This is a genomic window from Pectobacterium polonicum (genome assembly GCF_005497185.1).
Lineage (GTDB): Bacteria > Pseudomonadota > Gammaproteobacteria > Enterobacterales > Enterobacteriaceae > Pectobacterium > Pectobacterium polonicum.
Genome location: NZ_RJTN01000002.1, coordinates 17,275 through 37,089 on the forward strand (window position 1 = coordinate 17,275; position 19,815 = coordinate 37,089).

The 19,815-nt window shown below is 49.7% G+C and carries 18 protein-coding genes; 3 read left to right on the forward strand and 15 right to left on the reverse strand.

Annotated features, from left to right (window positions below; translation table 11 throughout):
- Nucleotides 1–270: 270 nt before the first annotated feature.
- The 4 genes from potD to potA form a co-directional block, all read right to left on the reverse strand.
- Complete coding sequence (gene potD, locus EDI29_RS02400; protein ID WP_137739572.1) at nucleotides 271–1,314, reverse strand: spermidine/putrescine ABC transporter substrate-binding protein PotD; 1,044 nt, start codon at nucleotides 1,312–1,314, stop codon at nucleotides 271–273.
- An 88-nt stretch (nucleotides 1,315–1,402) separates the two neighbouring features.
- Nucleotides 1,403–2,179, reverse strand: a complete 777-nt coding sequence (potC, locus tag EDI29_RS02405; protein WP_137739573.1) for a spermidine/putrescine ABC transporter permease PotC — start codon at nucleotides 2,177–2,179, stop codon at nucleotides 1,403–1,405.
- Nucleotides 2,176–3,036, reverse strand: a complete 861-nt coding sequence (gene potB / locus EDI29_RS02410; RefSeq protein WP_137739574.1) for a spermidine/putrescine ABC transporter permease PotB — start codon at nucleotides 3,034–3,036, stop codon at nucleotides 2,176–2,178. Before potB ends, potC begins: the two co-directional genes overlap by 4 nt.
- Nucleotides 3,020–4,135, reverse strand: coding sequence for a spermidine/putrescine ABC transporter ATP-binding protein PotA (gene potA / locus EDI29_RS02415; protein WP_137739575.1), 1,116 nt, complete (start codon nucleotides 4,133–4,135; stop codon nucleotides 3,020–3,022). The genes potB and potA overlap by 17 nt, the downstream gene beginning before the upstream one ends.
- 382 nt (nucleotides 4,136–4,517) lie before the next feature.
- On the opposite strand from potA, the gene pepT reads away from it, so the two are divergent.
- Nucleotides 4,518–5,750 carry a peptidase T gene (gene pepT, locus EDI29_RS02420; protein ID WP_137739576.1) on the forward strand — a complete coding sequence of 411 codons (1,233 nt, stop codon included), beginning with the start codon at nucleotides 4,518–4,520 and terminating at the stop codon, nucleotides 5,748–5,750.
- 175 nt (nucleotides 5,751–5,925) lie between these two features.
- On the opposite strand, the gene EDI29_RS02425 is transcribed toward pepT, so the two are convergent.
- The 8 genes from EDI29_RS02425 to rluE form a co-directional block, all read right to left on the reverse strand.
- Nucleotides 5,926–7,047, reverse strand: a complete 1,122-nt coding sequence (locus tag EDI29_RS02425; RefSeq protein ID WP_137739577.1) for a ribosomal protein uL16 3-hydroxylase — start codon at nucleotides 7,045–7,047, stop codon at nucleotides 5,926–5,928.
- A 136-nt stretch (nucleotides 7,048–7,183) separates the two neighbouring features.
- A complete protein-coding gene (phoQ, locus tag EDI29_RS02430) occupies nucleotides 7,184–8,644 on the reverse strand; it encodes a two-component system sensor histidine kinase PhoQ (protein WP_137739578.1) in 1,461 nt (486 codons plus the stop codon).
- A complete protein-coding gene (phoP, locus tag EDI29_RS02435) occupies nucleotides 8,641–9,330 on the reverse strand; it encodes a two-component system response regulator PhoP (RefSeq protein ID WP_107170628.1) in 690 nt (229 codons plus the stop codon). Before phoP ends, phoQ begins: the two co-directional genes overlap by 4 nt.
- 514 nt (nucleotides 9,331–9,844) lie before the next feature.
- Nucleotides 9,845–11,215, reverse strand: coding sequence for an adenylosuccinate lyase (gene purB / locus EDI29_RS02440; protein WP_137739579.1), 1,371 nt, complete (start codon nucleotides 11,213–11,215; stop codon nucleotides 9,845–9,847).
- A gap of 132 nt (nucleotides 11,216–11,347) precedes the next feature.
- Complete coding sequence (gene hflD / locus EDI29_RS02445; protein WP_137739580.1) at nucleotides 11,348–11,986, reverse strand: high frequency lysogenization protein HflD; 639 nt, start codon at nucleotides 11,984–11,986, stop codon at nucleotides 11,348–11,350.
- Nucleotides 11,987–11,988: 2 nt separating this feature from the next.
- Nucleotides 11,989–13,131 carry a tRNA 2-thiouridine(34) synthase MnmA gene (gene mnmA, locus EDI29_RS02450; protein WP_273855900.1) on the reverse strand — a complete coding sequence of 381 codons (1,143 nt, stop codon included), beginning with the start codon at nucleotides 13,129–13,131 and terminating at the stop codon, nucleotides 11,989–11,991.
- A gap of 104 nt (nucleotides 13,132–13,235) precedes the next feature.
- Entirely contained in the window at nucleotides 13,236–13,682 is a 447-nt protein-coding gene (locus tag EDI29_RS02455) for an NUDIX hydrolase (protein ID WP_137739581.1), read from the reverse strand.
- Complete coding sequence (gene rluE / locus EDI29_RS02460) at nucleotides 13,675–14,301, reverse strand: 23S rRNA pseudouridine(2457) synthase RluE (protein ID WP_193555635.1); 627 nt, start codon at nucleotides 14,299–14,301, stop codon at nucleotides 13,675–13,677. Before rluE ends, EDI29_RS02455 begins: the two co-directional genes overlap by 8 nt.
- A 131-nt stretch (nucleotides 14,302–14,432) precedes the next feature.
- Between rluE and icd the strand changes: the two genes are divergently transcribed.
- Nucleotides 14,433–15,686 carry an NADP-dependent isocitrate dehydrogenase gene (gene icd / locus EDI29_RS02465; protein WP_137739583.1) on the forward strand — a complete coding sequence of 418 codons (1,254 nt, stop codon included), beginning with the start codon at nucleotides 14,433–14,435 and terminating at the stop codon, nucleotides 15,684–15,686.
- A 123-nt stretch (nucleotides 15,687–15,809) separates the two neighbouring features.
- Here the strand turns inward: icd and EDI29_RS02470 are convergent, their stop codons facing one another.
- The 3 genes from EDI29_RS02470 to EDI29_RS02480 form a co-directional block, all read right to left on the reverse strand.
- Entirely contained in the window at nucleotides 15,810–16,916 is a 1,107-nt protein-coding gene (locus tag EDI29_RS02470; RefSeq protein ID WP_137739927.1) for a 4Fe-4S binding protein, read from the reverse strand.
- Nucleotides 16,917–17,383: 467 nt separating this feature from the next.
- On the reverse strand, nucleotides 17,384–17,728 hold the full coding sequence (locus EDI29_RS02475) for a Mor transcription activator family protein (protein ID WP_137739584.1): 345 nt from the start codon (nucleotides 17,726–17,728) through the stop codon (nucleotides 17,384–17,386).
- 451 nt (nucleotides 17,729–18,179) lie between these two features.
- On the reverse strand, nucleotides 18,180–18,914 hold the full coding sequence (locus tag EDI29_RS02480) for an XRE family transcriptional regulator (RefSeq protein WP_137739585.1): 735 nt from the start codon (nucleotides 18,912–18,914) through the stop codon (nucleotides 18,180–18,182).
- 393 nt (nucleotides 18,915–19,307) lie between these two features.
- Here EDI29_RS02480 and EDI29_RS02485 point away from each other — a divergent pair, with 393 nt between their 5' ends.
- Complete coding sequence (locus EDI29_RS02485) at nucleotides 19,308–19,565, forward strand: hypothetical protein (protein WP_137739586.1); 258 nt, start codon at nucleotides 19,308–19,310, stop codon at nucleotides 19,563–19,565.
- Nucleotides 19,566–19,815: the final 250 nt, after the last annotated feature.

Consider the following 19,815-nt stretch of genomic DNA (forward strand, 5'->3'; position numbering starts at 1 on the left):
AGCAATAAGGCAGCTAAAGCTGTCGAGAAAATTATCTGTGAAATTAAAACGGTGGTAATGGAATAGAAGAGTAAAGCGTTTGCGCCATAGACAAAAACGTCAAGAACGCTTTTGAACGTCGCTTGCGACGGCCCTGCAAGGGTGAATCTCAGGGATGAGATTCATATCTGCGTAACCTGAGCGTACCAGGACGTATTCACAGCGTCTTTACGATCTATCCATTACCACCGCTCGCCAGGTGATAATGGACGCTGTTGTGATTAATCGCGATTAACGCCCCGCTTTTAGCTGCTGGAAGTAGGTTTCATACAGCGTGCTGGCGCCGCCGACGTCGTTCTGCCATTCGCCTTTCGCGATGGTTTCATCATCCGGGTACAGCGTTTTGTCCCCTGAAACCTCCGGCGGCAGTAATTTTTTCGCTGCCAGATTCGGTGTCGGATAGCCGATGGTTTCCGCAACCTGTGCCGCCACTTCTGGACGCAGCAGGAAGTCGATCAGCTTCATCGCGCCGTCAACGTTTTTGGCGTTGGCCGGAATCGCCAGACTGTCCATCCAGAAGATACCGCCTTCTTTGGGCCAAATGACATCCAGCGGTGTACCTGCCTGACGCGCCACGTAGGCAGAACCGTTCCACACCATACCCAAATTAACTTCACCTTCGATGAACGGATTGCCGGGGTTGTCCGAATTGAACGTCAGCACGTTCGGCATCAGGGCTTGCAGTTCTTTATACGCCGCCTCAATCTCTTTGGGCTCGGTGGTGTTCGCGGAGTAACCCAGTTTACGCAGGGCGATCTGGAACACCTCACGCGCATCGTCCGTTAGTAGCAGGCTGTCTTTATGTTTCTTATCCCACAGATCGGCCCAACCGGTGACGCTGGCGGGGTCAATCACTTCATGATTAATACCAATCGCCGTTGCGCCCCAGATATAGGGAATAGAGTAGTCATTGTTCGGATCGAAGGACTTGTGCAGCAGGTTCGGATCGAGATTATGGAAATTACTGAGCTTGCTGGTATCAATTTTTTGCAGCATGCCTTCTTTACTCATCTTGGAGATGAAATAGGTCGATGGCACAACCAGATCGTAGGCACCGTCCTTATAGGTTTTCAGCTTGGCATACATACTTTCATTGGATTCATAGGTGGAGTAAATCACCTTGATGCCCGTTTCTTTGGTGAACTGTTCCAGCAGGCCTGGCGGTACGTATTCGGTCCAGTTATAGAAATAGAGCGTTTTGCCATCGTTGGCATTGGCGGTGCTGATGCCAAACGCTAGCGCGCAGGCTGCCAGTAGGTGTGGCCACTTTTTCATTATGTTTACCTCCTTATAAGTCCCAAAGAAAATACCCGTTGTTTTCAGCGGGTATGAAAATCAGATGTGGATGACGTTAGCCGTAACCTTATTTTCTGGTACGGTCGCGTAAAATCAGCTGGCTACTGAGCACCAGTACGAGTGACAGAATGAGCAAAATCGTTGCCAGCGCATTGACTTCAGGGGATACGCCAACCTTCACCATCGAGTAAATCTTCAACGGCAGAATTTCATACGTGGGGCCGGTGACAAATGAGGAGACCACCACGTCGTCCATCGACAGCGTAAAACTGAGCAGCCAACTGGCCGCTACGGCTGGCATCGCCAATGGCAAAATGATTTTACGCAGAATAATCACTTCACTGGCCCCTAAGTCGCGTGCGGCTTCCAACATTCGCACGTCGAAACCTTTCAGACGCGAGTAGACGGTGACCACGACGAAGGGTAGGCAGAACGTGATGTGGGAAAACAGTAGCGACCAGAACCCGAGTGATATGCCCAGCAGCATGAAGAGAACCAGCAGCGAGATGGCCATCACGATATCCGGTGACATCATCACCACGAACAGCATGCCGCCGACAAAAGGCTTGCCGCGAAAGCGGTAGCGATACAGCGCGACGGCCGTCAGGGAACCCATCAGCGTGGCGAACGTTGCGGAAAACACGGCCATCGTCAGCGAGTGCTGCGCAGCCTGAAGCAGGCTGTCGTTGTTCATCAGCAGTCGATACCAGTCCAGCGTAAATCCCTGCCAGTTGATGCCGAAGCGCGCCTGATTAAAGGAGTTCACGATTAGAATAACGATCGGAATGTACAGGTAAGCGTAAATGATGGACATAAATCCACCGCGGATTAAGCGTCCGGTCATTCCAGCTCTCCCTTTTTATTCAGCAGGCGGGCTGTACGGTAGTAGATAAACAGCAGCACGCCCATGACCAGCGTCAGGCAGATGCTGGTGGCGGCACCAAACGGCCAATCGCGGATATTGAGAAACTGGCTTTTAATCACGTTACCGATCAGCAAATTCTTGGCTCCGCCCATCAGGTCAGCAACGAAAAATAACCCCATGGCGGGCAGCAGCACCAGCAGGCAGCCGGCGATAATCCCCGGCATGGTTAGCGGGATGACGATGCGAATGAAGGTTTGCCACTTATTGGCACCCAGATCGCGGGCGGCTTCAAGGTAGGATTTATCGAGCTTTTCAATGCTGGAGTAGAGCGGCAGCACCATAAACGGCAGCAGGATATAAATCAGGCCGAGAATCACCGCTTCGGAGGTGTACATAATCCGTAGCGGCGTATCAATCAGGCCCGTCCAGAGCAGAAATTCATTCAGATGGCCGCGTGTACTCAGAAAGATTTTCAGGCCGTAAATGCGGATTAGCGAGTTAGTCCAAAACGGCACAATCAGCAGGAACAGCAGCAGTGGCTGAATTTTTTGTGGTAAGCGCGCCAGAATAAAGGCGAACGGATAGCCCAAGAGCAGACAGCAGAGCGTGGCGATAGCAGCCATGTTCAGCGAATGCAGCAGCACAGAGGCATAAAGCGGATCGGCCAGTCGCGTGTAGTTTTCCAGCGTAAAGACCAGGCTGACGAAATGGGTGTCATCGCGCGTCAGGAAACTGGTTCCGATGATCATCAGGTTGGGCAGGAAAACAAACAGCACCAGCCAGGCCACGATGAGTGTGATAATGATGTTTTGAAAGCGTTTACGCGACGTCTTCATCGTGCAGGACTACCTCCCAACTTTCCACCCAGGTGACATCAACTTTCTGGTTGAGTGAATGGTCGACGTCGGGATCGTCTTCGTTAAAGAACTCGCTGACCATAACCATCTTGCCATTTTCCAACTCGATGTTGGATTCCAGCGTCATACCTTTATAGTTGCGTTCGCGTACATAGCCCACCATCCCTTCCGCCTGCATGCCGTCGCCCAGCTCTTCGACGCGTAAATCTTCCGGTCGCAGCAGCACGTTGAGGTGTTGGCCGACGTTGACCGGAAAGCTGACGGAGATAATGCATTCGTGGCCTTCAACCTGCGCGCGCACCCGCTGTTCGTTAAGCGGTTCTAGTACGATGGCATCAAAGATATTGATTTCACCGATAAAACTGGCGACGAACAGATTTTTCGGTTCTTCGTAGATTTCACGCGGTGTGCCATCTTGCTCGATCCGTCCGTCGCGCATCACCACGATACGATCGGACATGGTCAGAGCTTCTTCCTGATCGTGTGTGACGAAAATGAAGGTAATACCTAACTTACGTTGCAGCGCTTTCAGTTCGTTCTGCATCTGTTTACGCAGCTTGTAATCGAGCGCAGACAGAGATTCGTCCAGCAGCAGCACTTTCGGCTGGTTAACGACCGCGCGGGCGATGGCAACACGCTGTTGTTGACCACCGGACAATTGGTGTGGGCGACGCTGCGCCAGCTCTTCCAGTTGCACCATTTTCAGCGCCTCAATCACGCGTGGCGCAATCTCTGCGGCAGGCGTTTTCTGCATGCGCAGGCCGAATGCCACGTTCTCAAACACGCTGAGATGAGGAAACAGGGCGTAACTTTGAAATACGGTATTAACGTGTCGCTGTTCAGCGGGTTGGTGGGTAATGTCCTGCTTTTCCAGCATGACGTTGCCGCTATCGACCGTTTCCAGACCGGCAATCAAGCGCAGTACGGTGGTTTTACCGCAGCCGGAGGGCCCGAGGATCGTTAAAAACTCACCGTCATTAATGGTGAGATTAAAGTGTGAAATGATGTCTTTGCCATCAAAGCCTTTATGGACGTTGAGCAATTCAACGACCGGCACAGTCAGGGAGTTTTCTTTCATCAAAGTCGAGCTCTATTTCCTGATTTGGCCGATCAACGGCATTTCCGTTGCGATCGTACCAAGGGTTATCACCTTTCAGACAGCGTGTGCAATTAAGTGCGGCATTTTACGGGAAACGTTGCCTAACGCCAACTTGTGCGACCCCGCTTCCTGCCGATTAGTGAGTAAACGGTGGCGATTTAATCAATGGATTGGCTCATATGTCTCTTGGTTGTTATGTGGTTGTTGCCTGTTTTGGGCATTCTTCGTGACGTGCTCGCTGCTTTTTGGCCTGAATTATGGTCTGACGGTTTGTTAAATCGGAAAAAAACTGACCTGACGCAATATCTACCGTAGTAGCCCTATCCATAATGCCTTTCAGGGTTCAGGGGGCATAAATAAGATGGATAAATTACTCGACAGATTTTTGAATTACGTTTCATTTGATACACAGTCTAAATCCGGCGTTCGGCAGGTGCCGAGCACTGACGGTCAGCTAAAACTGGCGCGTGCATTGCAGCAGGAACTGCTCGAACTGGGATTTGAACAGATCGCATTGAGCAAACAAGGTTGCCTGACGGCGACGCTTCCGGCGAATGTGGCCTGGCCAGTTCCAGCCATTGGCTTTATTTCACATATGGATACGTCACCGGATTTTAGTGGCAAAAATGTGAATCCACAGATTCTGGAAAACTACCGCGGTGGCGATATTGCCTTGGGTATGGGAGATGAAGTGCTGTCACCCGTCATGTTCCCGGTACTGCACCAGTTACTGGGACACACGCTGATTACGACAGATGGCAAAACGCTGTTGGGGGCGGATGATAAAGCGGGGATCGCTGAGATTATTACCGCGCTGGTACGACTGAAAAAAAGTCAGCTACCGCACGGCGATATTCGAATTGCCTTTACGCCCGATGAAGAGATTGGCAAGGGCGCGCAGTTTTTTGATGTCAAAACGTTTAACGCACAGTGGGCCTATACCGTAGACGGTGGTGGTGTTGGCGAACTGGAGTATGAGAATTTTAATGCTGCATCGGTTCAGATAAAAATCGTGGGCAATAATGTGCATCCTGGTAGTGCCAAAGGCGTGATGGTCAATGCGCTGACGTTGGCCACTCGCTATCATCAGCATGTGCCGGAGAGTGAGTCGCCGGAGCAAACGGATGGTTATCAGGGGTTCTACCATCTCCACAGTATGAAAGGTTCTGTAGAACGGGCAGATCTCCACTACATCGTCAGGGACTTTGACCGTAATGGCTTTGAACGGCGCAAGCAGGTGATGCTGGATATTGCTGAAAAGGTCGGCGCGGGGCTGCACCCGGATTGCTATATTGAAGTTACGATCGCTGATACCTATTACAACATGCGTGAGCAGGTTGAACAGCACCCGCACATTATCGCGTTGGCACAGCAGGCGATGCGGGATTGCGATATTGAACCGAACATGAAGCCGATTCGCGGCGGCACCGACGGCGCACACCTGTCATTTCAGGGACTACCGTGCCCCAATCTGTTTACCGGCGGCTACAACTATCATGGCAAACATGAATTTGTCACGCTGGAAGGGATGGAAAAGGCGGTCTCCGTGATTATGCGTATTGCTGAACTGACGGCACTGCGCGCGAAGCCGTAATTGTGCTTTCAGATAATTGGCAAATCTTTTGCCGAAACAAGAACGGTGGTAATGGGATAGAAGAGTAAAGCGTCCGCGCCAAGGATGGCGCGGCTCGAGCTTACAGGGAGGTACTTGCAGCGTCTTTACGATCTACCCATTGCCAACGTTCTAAACACTTTCTTAGTGTTTGGTCTTAATCCGCAAAGTACCAGTAACCGCTGTTAATCAGCACGGTAAGCTGAGCGAGGAAAGAGGGGTCTTCCAGCGCATCGCCCAACTGTTCTGCATCAATAGCAGGATGCTCAGCCAGCGCAAACAGCGCCGCTTTGTGCGTGCTATTCACTTTTTCCCCGTTAACGAAGCAGCTATCTCCAACGCAGATGACACGCAGGCCACCTAAACGACGCAGTGGTTCACCCTGTTGCAGATAGTCATACACTTCGCCTGCCTGATAAGGCGGCTCCGGCGGTGAGAGATCGAGCTCGTGACGGGACTGGGAAATAAATTCGCCAAACCAGTTCTGGAAATGCTCCGGCTGTTGCACCAGCTCCAGCATCATTTTTTGCAGCGCATCCAGCTCTTGCGGCAGTACGCTGGCGATATGATCGCGGGATGGCACATCAGGATCGCTGTAGCGATAGCTGCCGAGTTCACGGGAAAGCACATAATCCGCAAAGCCGCTTACCAACTCGCGAGCATTCGGTGCGCGAAATCCCACCGAATAATTCAGCGAGTTTTCCAGCGAATAGCCTTCATGCGGGAAGCCCGGCGGAATGTACACAATATCACCCGGTTCCAGTTCTTCATCAATAATCGCCTCGAACGGCTCAACCTGAAGCAGGTCGGGATGCGGACAGTGCTGCTTCATCGGTATTTTTTCACCGATGCGCCAGCGGCGACGCCCCGTCCCCTGAATGATGAACACATCATACTGATCCAGGTGCGGCCCTACGCCACCGCCGGGAACGGAAAAAGAAATCATCAAATCATCGGTACGCCAGTCCGGCAGTTGTCGAAAGGGCTGCATCAAGGCGGAAGAGGGCTCATGCCAGTGGTCGACGGCCTGTACCAGCAGCGACCAATTACTTTCCCCTAGGTGGTCATAGCTCTCGAAAGGACCGTGGCTTACCTGCCAGCGTCCGTTCTGATGGCTGACCAGACGGCTATCAACCTCATTTTCCAACGCCAGCCCGGCGAGTTCGTCGGGTGAAATCGGGTCGATAAAATGCGTGAAACCGCCTTTAATCAGGAGCGGACGTTTTTGCCAGTAGTTCGCTAAAAAATCCTGCCAGTCGAGATTGAGCTGATAGTCCATACTGTTTTCCAGAAACGTGTTTTTTGAGGAAATGACTGTTCTTGAAGATATGATTTTTCTTGAAATAATCAGTATTTTAAAACAATCAGTATTTTGGCGATAAGTATAGCGGAAGCATCGCGCGCTGTACTGCTTTTCACCCCTCGCTCTGGCTAAGGTTCTGGCGGGAGAAAATAGCTTCGACACGGGCGCCGCCCAATGCGCTGTCGCTAATGAGGATCTCCCCCTGATACTGCTCGATAATTTCAACAGCGACGGCGAGGCCGATGCCTTGTCCCGGACGCATGCGGTCGGCGCGCTGCCCACGTTGGAAAATGACCTCACGCTTGCTTTCAAGAATGCCGGGCCCGTCATCATCGATAATCAGATGCAGTTTATGATCGGAGTGTTGCACGCTAATTTCGACAAATTCCAGGCAGTACTTACAGGCGTTATCAAGGATATTGCCCATGACTTCCATGAAGTCATTTTTCTCGCCCACGAAGGTCAACTCGGGCGGAATATCGAGCGTCAAGGCGACGCCCTTACGCTGGTACACTTTATTTAACGCGGAACATAAGCCATCCAGTAATGCTGGAACCGAATGGACTTCGCGTATCAGTAGATTATGTTCGGCGCGTACGCTGGCACGATGCAGGTAATACCCAATCTGCTGTGAGATGCGACTGATTTGCGCCAACATGATGGGTTCAGCCTGATCGATAGTGATCTCTTTACCGGTACGTAGCGCGCGTAACGTGGTCTGCAAGACCGCCAGCGGCGTTTTCAGGCTATGGGTGAGATCGGTGAGCGTTGTACGGTATTTATGGTAGCGCTGGCGTTCGTTGTTCAGCAAAATATTCAGGTTTTTTACCAGGCTGAACAATTCGCGTGGCGGATTTTCATCCAGTTGATCGCGCGTGCCTTTTTCTAATTCAGCGATCTGTTTTACCAGATGCTGAATGGGGCGCAAACTCCAGTGGGCACCAAGCCAAAGCAAGGGAAGCACCAGCAGGAGATTAGCGATCAAAACATAGCTGAACCACTCCCACACTACGTCTTCCTGTTGCAGTTCCTGTGGGATACGGTCGACCACCACAATGGTGATGGAAGGGAGATGTTCGGTCTTCGGATAAACGTTTACGGCGATGGAGTGCGTTAATGCATTGCTTTGCGTGCCATTCAGGGCTCGCAGGCTGCTTAACAGCAAGGTATTGCCCGTTAAGACCGCACTGCTGGTATCCGTGTCAGTATCTAATTCATGGTAGGCCGTTTTGTTCAGCCATTCGGATTTTATTAGCGCTTCCAGTTCTGGGACATGCTTTTCGCGCCAGAGCATGTTGCCATGCTCATCATATATCAACACCAGAGTGGGGAAGTTGATGTCAACGTCGGGCGGCGTAACGATATTCAGTTGGTTATCGCGCCACTGTGCGAGGCTGTAGTAGAGGTTGCTCTCGCCACGTAATAGGCGGAATGACGTTTTATCAAAGTTGACGCTATAACCGATAATGGCGACGATGCCATAAGCCAGCGACAACGCTAGCACAATGGCCGCTGTCGCAAGTAAAAAACGGATGCGAAGCGAGAAGGGTAACTTCTTATCGGTATCACTCATACCGAGCCTGAGGGAGTATCAATATCAAAACGATATCCTTGTCCACGTACGGTAGTAATCACATCCGGCGCATCGGCTTGTTGAATTTTCTTGCGTAGTCGTCCCATCAGCACATCAATGGTATGACTTTCCCGCAGCTCTGCATCTGGATACAGCTGTAGCATCAGGGAATCTTTGCTAACGACTTTACCTTTGTTGCGAATCAACGTCTCGATAATGGTGTATTCAAACGCTGTCAATTTGATGGGGGCGCTGTGGATCACCAACTCGCGGCGCGACAAATCAACCTCAAACGGCGGTAGGCTGATGATTTGTGATGCCAACCCGCTGTTGCGCCGCATCAGCGCCTGTAAACGTGCCACGACTTCTTCCATATGGAAGGGTTTAGTGACGTAGTCATCCGCGCCGGCTTCCAATACGGCAACTTTGTCCTGCCAGCCTTCACGCGCGGTCAGCACCAGAATAGGGAGCTTGGCCTGATTGGCACGCCAGCGACGGATCATGCTCATGCCGTCTTCATCGGGCAACCCGAGGTCGACAATAGCAATGTCCGGCATGTTTTCATGCAGAAAATAATCCGCTTCTTTAGCGTCAGAGGCGGCGTCGACCTGATGCCCCATTTCATTCATCTGAACGGTTAAATGATGGCGTAGTAATACATTATCTTCAACGACCAGAATCCGCATCGTTATATCCTCTGTCGAATAGATAGGAGCATATTTATAAAAATACTTTTATGCACCTACTCTTTCACGTATGTCTCTCCCGCGTATTAACATTATACGCAGGGAAAGTAATTTATTTTATTTGCTAAATTATCCACAGAGAGGGTAAACCGGGTATAAACAGGCTGGAAATGGTCATACTCGTCATACTTCGAGTTGCAGGTGTGTTGGCTACGCTACTTGGCACACTGATGTGTACCTCGCCCCGTTGGGGCCGCTGCAAGCAGCGTTCAAATCTGCCTTTGGCTGAGTTGTCAGTCACCTGAATCACTTACCTGAGTAAGCTCATCGGGATGAAATGAGAGACATCCTGTCTCTCACCGAAGGCCAGCCTTTGGCTAGTCAAATTCGTTCCCGACGAATTTGTCCTTCGCTTGCCGCCTGCCTGAAACTCGAATTATTTAGAGTATGGTGAGTTTTAGATAGCTGGCGGGCAAAAATGCCCGCCAGAGAGTACAAACAGACGTGAGGGGGCTTATTCCAGGTCGTCGACCATCTCGATAGCACGGCCGATGTAGTTGGCTGGTGTCATCGCTTTCAGGCGCGTTTTTTCTGCTTCCGGTAATGCAAGACCATCGATAAATTCCTGAATACCCGCAGCATCAACGCGTTTGCCGCGGGTCAGCTCTTTCAGTTTCTCGTACGGCTTTTCAATTCCGTAGCGGCGCATCACGGTCTGGATGGGTTCTGCCAGCACTTCCCAGTTGTGATCCAGTTCGTCAGCCAGACGATCGCGGTTCACTTCTAGCTTGCTGATGCCCTTCATTGTGGCTTGATAGGCAATGAGTGCATAGCCTACGCCGACGCCCAGATTACGCAGTACGGTAGAGTCGGTGAGGTCACGCTGCCAGCGGGAGACGGGCAGTTTGCTGGCCAGATGTGCCAGTACGGCATTGGCTAGACCCAGGTTTCCCTCTGAGTTTTCGAAATCAATCGGGTTAACTTTATGCGGCATGGTGGAAGAACCGATTTCGCCCGCAATAGTTTTCTGTTTGAAGTGGTTCAGTGCGATGTAGCCCCAAATATCACGATCAAAGTCGATCAAAATCGTATTAAAACGCGCGATGCAGTCGAACAACTCGGCGATGTAATCATGTGGTTCGATCTGCGTGGTGTACGGATTCCAGTTGATGCCCAACGATGTGACAAATTTTTCGCTGAACTGGTGCCAATCGACTTCCGGATAGGCTGCCAGATGGGCATTATAGTTACCGACAGCACCATTAATTTTGCCCAGAATCTCAACCTGTTGCAGCTGACGATATTGGCGTTCCATACGATAAGCGACGTTAGCAAACTCTTTACCGATGGTGGAAGGTGTGGCTGGCTGACCGTGCGTACGGGAAAGCAGTGGAATATCGCGGTATTCCTGCGCCAGTGTTTTCAGCGCATCAATGATTTGACGCCAGTGCGGCAGAATGACATCGCGGCGAGCGGTATCCAGCATCAGCGCGTGGGACAGGTTGTTAATATCTTCTGACGTACAGGCGAAATGGATGAATTCGTTGACGGCGTGCAGCGCCGGAATGGCAGCCACTTTTTCTTTCAGGAAATACTCAACGGCCTTCACGTCGTGATTGGTGGTGCGCTCGATAGTTTTAATACGCGCGGCATCTTCTTCGCTGAATTCGGCGACAATTTTATCAAGGAAAGCGTTTGCGTCCGCGTCAAATGCAGGAACTTCCTGGATCTCTGCACAGGCCGCCAGTTTTTGCAGCCAACGTACTTCAACCTGCACACGGAATTTCAGCAAACCGAATTCGCTGAAAATGGTGCGCAACGTGCTGACTTTATCGCCGTAGCGTCCATCAATAGGGGAAACGGCGGTCAGTGAGGATAATTCCATCGCAAGCAACTCCTGAGATTGGTTTCAATAACGATTAATTTCAATAAGAACGGTTAATATCAATAAGGGCGATTGATTCTCGCGACGCTGGCGTTAGTCATACCAGCGTCAGCCATAGCGGCAAGAATACCATTAAACGGACGTGCAACGTGCCAATATCTGTTTTGCTTCTTTGACCAACTGACTGCGTGAAAACATCAGTTGTAAGCGTCCGCCGCCAATCTGTTGCCAGAGCACGACAGAACGGATACCAGCTAATAGTGCGGCACGCACTTTAGCCTGCACCTGACTGTTCTGTAGCACCTCCGGCGAGCCGGTAACCTGAATGCGTGGCCCCAACGTACTGATGACGTCCACGTAAATCGCGGCCAGTGCGCTAACGATCGTTTCGGAAAGCAGCTCGAAATGTTCCAGTTGTCGCTCCAACTGCCCGATACGTTTGCCTAATTCGTCCAGCGCGGCAGATTTCGCATTTAGCTTACGTTCTAACGCAATCAGGCTGAACGCATAGCGCGATAGTTCCGCACCCGCGCCTTTATTGCTGCTGGTATTCAGAATACCTAGCAGCGTTTCCACCCCAACTTTCAGGTTTTGTTCATCATTGCCATAAACGGCAAGTGTGGACGCCGGATTGAGGTTTAACACGCTGTTCAGCGAGGTATGGAGAACATCGCTATTACAGCTACCCGTATGGGCCAACTGTTGGACTAAATGCGCCGATTGGCAAACGCCGGCTAGCGCCAGCGTGATTTCATAATAATTCTTAGCCACGGTTACTCCTGTAAGCGTTCTTCGATGATACCGCCACCAAGGCACACGTCGTCCAGATAAAAGACGGCAGATTGACCCGGCGTCACAGCGGCGACGGGCTCATCAAAACGTACGGTAATGCGATCGTCGCCAAGCGGCGTGACGGTGCAGGGGATGTCTGCCTGACGGTAACGCGTTTTTACTGTACAGCGTAGTTCAGCGGTAAGCGGCTGGCGATCGACCCAATGCAGTTGTTGCGCAATTAAACCATATGACATCAGGCGAGGATGCTCATGACCCTGTGCGACATACAGAATGTTGTTGGCGACATCTTTATCCACCACGTACCAGGGATCTTCGCCACCGTCTTTGACGCCGCCAATGCCTAACCCTTTGCGTTGCCCCAGCGTGTGGTACATCAGACCCTGATGTTGTCCCATCGGTTTGTTATCATCGACGGACAGAATTGGCCCCGGTTGTGCAGGCAAATAGCGCGCCAGGAAATCGGTGAATTTACGCTCGCCGATGAAGCAAATACCGGTAGAGTCTTTTTTCTTCGCGGTTGCCAGCTCAAGTTCTTCGGCGATTTTGCGAACCTGCGGTTTTTCCAGTTCACCGACTGGGAATAGGCTCTGTGCGATCTGTTCGTGACCCAGCGTATAAAGAAAATAGCTTTGGTCTTTATTACCGTCCATTCCACGCAGCAAACGGCTTTTACCGTCAACATCGTGACGACGGACATAGTGGCCTGTCGCGATATAATCCGCGCCGAGATCCTCGGCAGCGAATTCCAGAAAGGCTTTAAATTTGATCTCTTTATTGCACAGGATATCGGGATTGGGGGTACGACCCGCTTTATATTCTTCAAGGAAGAGTTCAAAAACGTTGTCCCAATATTCAGCGGCAAAATTGACGGTATGTAATTCGATACCCAGCTTGTCGCAAACGGCCTGCGCATCGGCAAGATCTGTGGCGGCTGAGCAATATTCGGTGTCGTCATCCTCTTCCCAGTTTTTCATGAACAGGCCTTCAACATGATAGCCCTGTTGCTGTAACAGGTAAGCGGAAACGGAGGAATCAACACCGCCGGACATACCGACAATCACTTTTTTCTGGCTGTTATCTGACATGGGAATCTCACGAACTGAATTTACTGACGCATGGATGCGAAAAACAAGCGGCGCATTTTAGCATGTTGAACTGAGGGCTGCATCGCTATTCCTGCCGTGAGCTGGTCAGGCCATTCACGGCAGGTAAAAAAGGCGGATGCTTAAAAAGGCCAGTTAAACGCGCCCAATAAGGCGAGCGGGTAGCGCTCTGGCTGCTGATAGCAGCGAATACTTTCAGCCACCAGCGGTGAGCGAAGCTGACGAGAATGCAAAATTTCCTCGGCGGTCAGCCAGCGGCAGCATTCGATATCGCTGTCGTGTGGTTGGGTGTCGACTCTTGTAGGCAGATCGAGCGCGAAGCAAAAACGTAAAAAGGGTGTGTTGTCGGGAGCGATCCATTGATGGAGGCGCAAGAAACTCTGCGGTGTGGCCTGAATGCCCGTTTCTTCCCACAGCTCACGGCTTGCAGCCTGAATCAGCGTTTCGTCGGCTTCCAAATGACCCGCAGGCTGGTTCCATAATAATTTGTCGTTAATTAACTCTTCGACGACCAGAAAATGGTTTTCGGCCTGCACGACGCAGGCAACCGTGACATGGGGTTTAAACATCCGCTATCTCCTTCCATTCTCCGGGTAACAGGTTTTCTACGGTTTGATTGGCCATGCTGTATCGAATCAGACGCAGGGTAGGATACCCGATATTTGCCGTCATACGACGGACTTGTCGATTACGGCCTTCATACAGCGTGATTTTTAGCCAGCAGTCAGGAATGCTTTTACGTTCACGTATTGGCGGGTTGCGCGGCCACAACCAGTCAGGTTCTGGAACGATCTCCGCGCCTGCGGGCAGCGTTTTGCCGTCATTCAGTTCCAGACCAGTGCGAAAGCGCGTCAGCGCGGCGTCGTCAGGAATACCTTCTACCTGAACATAGTAGATTTTAGCCGTTTTTTCCGTCGGTTGGGTTAGCCGTGCCTGAAGCTTGCCGTCATTGGTGAGAATCATCAGACCTTCGCTGTCGCGATCCAGACGCCCGGCAGCATAAATACCGCTAACCGGGATGTAATCTTTCAGCGTCCGGCGTCCAGCTTCATCAGTGAATTGCGGCAACACATCAAAGGGCTTATTGAACAAAACGATGCGGCGCGGCGCGTTGTCAGGCTGCCTTTTTCTTGCCGGCTGTGAGCTGAATCGTTTAACTTTGTGATTTTTAACAGAGAATTTATTCATCATCTTTATAGTCGCGGGTAACAAAAGCATTATACTCGAAATGGTTTGCGATTGGCGCGGGCTAAATATTCAAGTAGTATTGACACGCATCTTACAAGTCATTAACAAAATTGCGCTCGAAGGAGAGGTTAATGGAAAGCAAAGTAGTTGTACCGACAGAAGGTCAGAAAATCACGGTTGATGCTCAAGGCAAACTGGTTGTTCCGAACAATCCGGTTATCCCGTTTATCGAAGGTGACGGCATTGGTATCGATGTAACGCCTGCCATGATTAACGTAGTAGACGCCGCTGTGAAGAAAGCCTATCAGGGCAAGCGCGCGATTTCCTGGATGGAAATCTATACGGGTGAGAAATCCACGCAAGTTTACGGTAAAGATGTTTGGCTGCCGGATGAAACACTGGATTTGATCCGTGAATATCGTGTAGCGATTAAGGGCCCGCTGACAACGCCAGTCGGTGGTGGTATTCGTTCTCTGAACGTTGCGCTGCGCCAACAGTTGGATCTGTACGTTTGCCTGCGTCCGGTACGCTACTACGAAGGTACACCTAGCCCGGTTAAACAGCCTGAGCTGACCGACATGGTGATCTTCCGCGAAAACGCCGAAGACATTTATGCTGGTATCGAGTGGAAAGCGGGTTCTGCTGAAGCAGACAAAGTGATCAAATTCCTGCGTGAAGAAATGGGTGTTAGCAAAATCCGTTTCCCTGAGCAGTGTGGTATCGGCGTGAAGCCGTGTTCCGAAGAAGGCACCAAACGTCTGGTTCGCGCCGCAATCGAATACGCGATTACCAACGACCGTGATTCCGTCACGCTGGTGCACAAAGGCAACATCATGAAATTCACCGAAGGCGCGTTCAAAGACTGGGGATACCAGTTGGCGCGTGAAGAATTCGGCGGTGAGCTGATCGATGGCGGCCCGTGGGTGAAAATCAAGAACCCGAACACCGGCAAAGAGATCGTGGTAAAAGACGTGATCGCCGATGCGTTCCTGCAACAAATCCTGCTGCGTCCTGCTGAATATGACGTGATCGCCTGTATGAACCTAAACGGTGACTACATTTCTGATGCTCTGGCTGCCCAGGTTGGCGGTATCGGTATTGCTCCGGGTGCGAACATCGGTGACGAATGTGCACTGTTCGAAGCCACGCACGGTACTGCACCGAAATATGCGGGTCAGGATAAAGTGAACCCAGGTTCCGTTATTCTGTCCGCTGAAATGATGTTACGCCACCTGCAATGGTTCGAAGCGGCTGACCTGATTGTTAAGGGCGTTGAGGGTGCGATCAAGAACAAGACCGTGACTTACGATTTCGAACGTCTGATGGAAGGCGCTAAACTACGGAAATGTAGCGAGTTTGCGCAGGACATCATCGATAACATGTAATCTGCTCTTTAACGCAGGTTATAATGATGGGGGGCCAGTTTTGGCCCCTTAATTTTCCCTTAAGCTCCTTTCCCCAAAACTATCCTATTTTGTATTAATCACCGTTGACCTTGTCCGCTGTTATTAATGGCTAATGTTCTGTGAATCGGGAATAAGCCGGAAGTACATATGTTCAGGAATCGGGCTGTCCCAGCCTCCGGTATACATTGCGAAACCGATCATGCCGAAAAGGATACCGAGTACCAGTACGGCCATCGTAATACCGGACAACGCGGTTTGTCGCCATAGCGGTTTCGCTGCGGTACTGCTTTTTTCCTGCGATCCTGAAGGTTTTATCAGTGAGAAATGGAGCGTCGATGCTACCGGGCAGGATTCGACGCAGGTCATGCAGGCTGTGCATTCTGCTGTTCTCACCTGAATCAGCTTATCCACCGGGATGTTCGACGGGCATGCCTTGGCGCATTTGCCACAGTCGATACAGCTGGTGGTGTTACGACGAATCTTGAAGGGCGACAGCAACGAAAATACGCCTAAGAGTGCGCCGTAAGGACAGAGGTATCGACACCAAAAATGGCGAATAAACAGGCTGGCAAACATAAAGAGAAAGATACAGACCAGCGTGATGGTGCCGATATTGCGAAAGAAACCGAGCATTTTAACGTCGGCGATCAAACCATAGGGTGACATCAGAAACATATAGATGCCCTGAGCTGGCATCGATAAAGCGATATAGAGGAAAAAGCTTAATAATAGATATTTCAGGCTACGCAGCGGAATGTCCAGCCACTTCGGAAGAATGAAATGACGTCCAAACAGTTTTTTCCCCACAGCACCCACCCACTCGGAAATCGTGCCAATAGGGCACAGCCAGGAGCAAAACGATTTCTTCAGCAATAGGCTGGTGAGAATAAAGGCGAGAAGCAATAGCATTGATGCAAGGTGGATAGGGGGAAGATTGCCCGTTTCCCATGTGAACTTAACATTCATTAATCCGGCAATCGGCAGCCAGCCCTCAATACCGCCTGGCCTCGACATATAAAGGCTCGTGCCGCCGGTTTCAAAGTAGCGTACCCAAAAATAGAAGGTGATGCCGATATAAACGTTGATCGCCAGTAGCAGAATTTGTGTCGCTCTGCGCCAGGTCAGGGCGTTGCGCCAGTCGTTCCAGGGAAGTTTACCGCCAGTGGTTCCGGGACGACGCTGCCACCGTTTTCTTGCTTTTTCACTCATTGCTTTCAATTGCCCCCATTTATTTTTTTCACTCGGCGCATTCAGCGCACCGAAGGGATCGTGAAGCAACGTTATCACGCTCTTAGCGGTTAAAAATTGATTTGTGCATTGTAAATGCATGTTTGTTTTTTAGCTGATTGCTTTGAATAAGAAGATTGGAAATAGTTTGCTCGTCGTAGCCTGACTGGATATCGTATTGGAAGGGGCTTTCTAAGGTTAAACGTTGGAAATAATAGGATGAGTACAAAATGCACTCATCCTATTAATTACTCATTGGTATTATATTTGAATGTATCTTTCATCTTTCAAACGGCGTGTGTTGACGGGGCCAGCGTATAAAAATATCTTGCTGCATTTTCCTCAATTCGGATGACGTAGGTTATTTTTTTATTAAAATCAGGTTTTTTTATTAAATCATCTGTTTTATTATTTCCTGGTTTTTTAATTTATCATCCTTTTAATTACGCCTAATATTGTTGTTTTGCTTGCAATTCCTCTTTTCTCATCGTTCTGACAATTTTATAAATCCATTGCAGTGAGACATTATATTTTTTAGCCAAGGCGCTGTGGTTACGGCCGTCGAATTCTTTATAGATTTGAATATCGCGTTGAGACGCGTGCCAGGATATTCCCATCGGGAAATAAACGTTTTGTCCGCCCCATACGCTCATCATGTGTTTGGCAACGGCGTTGCCGACCAGTTCGGCGGTTTGTGGATCTAACTCTGTGACGTTTTTGACCGTGTCGGCAACATGTTGAGAAAGTTCGACCAGAAGTTCAGGACCCTTACTGCGAAATTGTGGCTCAGTCATAAATCACCTTATCCTTAAAGAAAATAATTACTGTCTATGTGAGGGGTCGAGTATTGCTATCCGAGTGATAACAACCGCGTTATGTGTTCATTTAAAACTATAGTTGTTTTTATGTCAACATCTTTAGTTTTAATTCAGGTTGTTTTGGGTTGTAAAACGAAATGGCAGCCTGCGAGGCTATACGCCAAAAAAACTTGATGGAGGAGTAAAAAAAATCCCGCCATAGGGCGGGAAAGCAACACATAGACAGGAGGAATAACACAACATCAACAAGGGGTGATGAAACAATAGCACGATGATTGTATAAAACTGTGACGTGTGGGTAAGGTTATCTGGGGGAGGGTAAACGTTTTTGACGTATGAACCAAAGCCGGTGCTCGCATTGGTTTACCGGCTTTGGTGAGAAGAAAAAAAGCGATAGCGACGTAAGCGAAAAATCACCTAGATCGAACTATAACAATACCGAATACCAGAACACGCGACCGATGATCTCGACCTCTGATTCGTAAGCTTCTTCATCAGCATCGCGGTTAAAGCTATGGATGACGAGGAGACCACCAGGCTTGCGGTAAAGTTGTTTGATTCGCTTGAGTTTATCGTTGCCGCTGCCCTCCTGAGCAATGGCGTAGAGCTTTCCATCAATGATGCGTTTGTTGTTGGTATCAACGGCGACGGTGGTTCCATCCGGGATGATAGGTTCCATACTGTCACCCGCTGCCGGGAAACAAAGAACACCTGAACCGTCAGTATTTGCGCCAACCTTCCGCAGTGTTGCTTTTGAAAAACGGAGCTTAAAGTCGTTGTAATCCTCACTTTGAATGCGTCCGTCGCCGCAGGCAAACTCAATATCCTTTAAAAAAGGCACTTCCACCTCGTCCTTTGATAGTTCTGTCGTGCTGTCCCAAGCTGATACGGTGCCCCATTTTGATGTTGGCGGAATACTCGATTCCTGGAGTGATCGAACCACCCTGTCGCTACGCATTGGGCCTTCGCCATTTGCCAACCATTCAGGGCGAATATGGAGTGCATTGGAAAGCTCAACAATTTTGGTTGTCTGCGACGCCTTCCCCACCTCAATCTTCTGTATGGCGGCCTGAGATACACCAATCATGTCGCCAAGCGCTTTTTGGCTAAGCCCTTGTGCAGTCCTGGCGGTTTTTAATCGTTCTGCAAGTGTCGTTTTCATTCGTTCAATTTACAACCTAGGTTGTAATTTATCAAGCGGATATTAATCTTGTTTAAAAAAACCAAAGCTATGTATAGTCGGTGTGCGAAGGGAATCATAAGTACAACCATGAAAACAATTAAAGTTGTTGTGCCGCACGGGAAAACTGCGCGGATGTATGAGATAACATCAAAATAAACGCTATCGGCTGACTATCAAAAATCCTAATAAATGTCAGGCGGTCATAGTATCGTCTTATTCCTTCCCCTGATTTGACTTAAACCTGTGCGTCACTTGATCTAAATCACAATCTGGCTGCAACCATTTTGCTTTTATGGAAATCCCGTTGTGGGAAATATAACCAATAAATTCGTTTTATTATGCATGCGCATGACTGCGTGTCGCGGAGGATGTATGTCTGTAATTCGCACGTGTTTAAGTCTGTTTGGCGGTGATACGGTAATTGTCCGGTGTGCTAATACGTTTGAAGTAAAAATGAGCAATGGTGAACAGGAAACGATGGCTGAAGAGAACAGTTATACGCAGGATTCTATTTGCCGTTATGCTGAAGGTGAAGTGTATTTAACCGTTCCTTATACAGGGGTTTGGGATGTCGTTATTCGAGCGAAGAATGACACACCAGAGCATTCAATAACCTATTTCCCCGCCTGATGATACCGTGGTTGGTTATATTCTGTTAATAGCTTGATAATACGTTGTCGTTATCCAGTAATAAGTATTTGAATATGCCAACCCTTCTCTTTATTTTTTGTCTTCATCACCGCACGTTGTGAGTTCATCGGTATCTTTCTGTTTCGCTTTTCATCTATCATCTTAATTGATGCTTCCATTTGTTATTATTACTGACTTGAAGGGATGATAGAGTTTGAATCTTTTGCCATACTCAACATTCAGCCACTCT

Excerpts from the sequence above, each read along its gene's own strand:
- potD (WP_137739572.1), bottom strand. The coding sequence starts at position 1,314 with ATGAAAAAGTGGCCACACCTACTGGCAGCCTGCGCGCTAGCGTTTGGC.
- potC (WP_137739573.1), bottom strand. The coding sequence starts at position 2,179 with ATGACCGGACGCTTAATCCGCGGTGGATTTATGTCCATCATTTACGCT.
- potB (WP_137739574.1), bottom strand. The coding sequence starts at position 3,036 with ATGAAGACGTCGCGTAAACGCTTTCAAAACATCATTATCACACTCATC.
- potA (WP_137739575.1), bottom strand. The coding sequence starts at position 4,135 with ATGAAAGAAAACTCCCTGACTGTGCCGGTCGTTGAATTGCTCAACGTC.
- pepT (WP_137739576.1), top strand. The coding sequence starts at position 4,518 with ATGGATAAATTACTCGACAGATTTTTGAATTACGTTTCATTTGATACA.
- EDI29_RS02425 (WP_137739577.1), bottom strand. The coding sequence starts at position 7,047 with ATGGACTATCAGCTCAATCTCGACTGGCAGGATTTTTTAGCGAACTAC.
- phoQ (WP_137739578.1), bottom strand. The coding sequence starts at position 8,644 with ATGAGTGATACCGATAAGAAGTTACCCTTCTCGCTTCGCATCCGTTTT.
- phoP (WP_107170628.1), bottom strand. The coding sequence starts at position 9,330 with ATGCGGATTCTGGTCGTTGAAGATAATGTATTACTACGCCATCATTTA.
- purB (WP_137739579.1), bottom strand. The coding sequence starts at position 11,215 with ATGGAATTATCCTCACTGACCGCCGTTTCCCCTATTGATGGACGCTAC.
- EDI29_RS02455 (WP_137739581.1), bottom strand. The coding sequence starts at position 13,682 with ATGTTTAAACCCCATGTCACGGTTGCCTGCGTCGTGCAGGCCGAAAAC.
- rluE (WP_193555635.1), bottom strand. The coding sequence starts at position 14,301 with ATGAATAAATTCTCTGTTAAAAATCACAAAGTTAAACGATTCAGCTCA.
- icd (WP_137739583.1), top strand. The coding sequence starts at position 14,433 with ATGGAAAGCAAAGTAGTTGTACCGACAGAAGGTCAGAAAATCACGGTT.
- EDI29_RS02470 (WP_137739927.1), bottom strand. The coding sequence starts at position 16,916 with ATGAGTGAAAAAGCAAGAAAACGGTGGCAGCGTCGTCCCGGAACCACT.
- EDI29_RS02475 (WP_137739584.1), bottom strand. The coding sequence starts at position 17,728 with ATGACTGAGCCACAATTTCGCAGTAAGGGTCCTGAACTTCTGGTCGAA.
- EDI29_RS02480 (WP_137739585.1), bottom strand. The coding sequence starts at position 18,914 with ATGAAAACGACACTTGCAGAACGATTAAAAACCGCCAGGACTGCACAA.
- EDI29_RS02485 (WP_137739586.1), top strand. The coding sequence starts at position 19,308 with ATGTCTGTAATTCGCACGTGTTTAAGTCTGTTTGGCGGTGATACGGTA.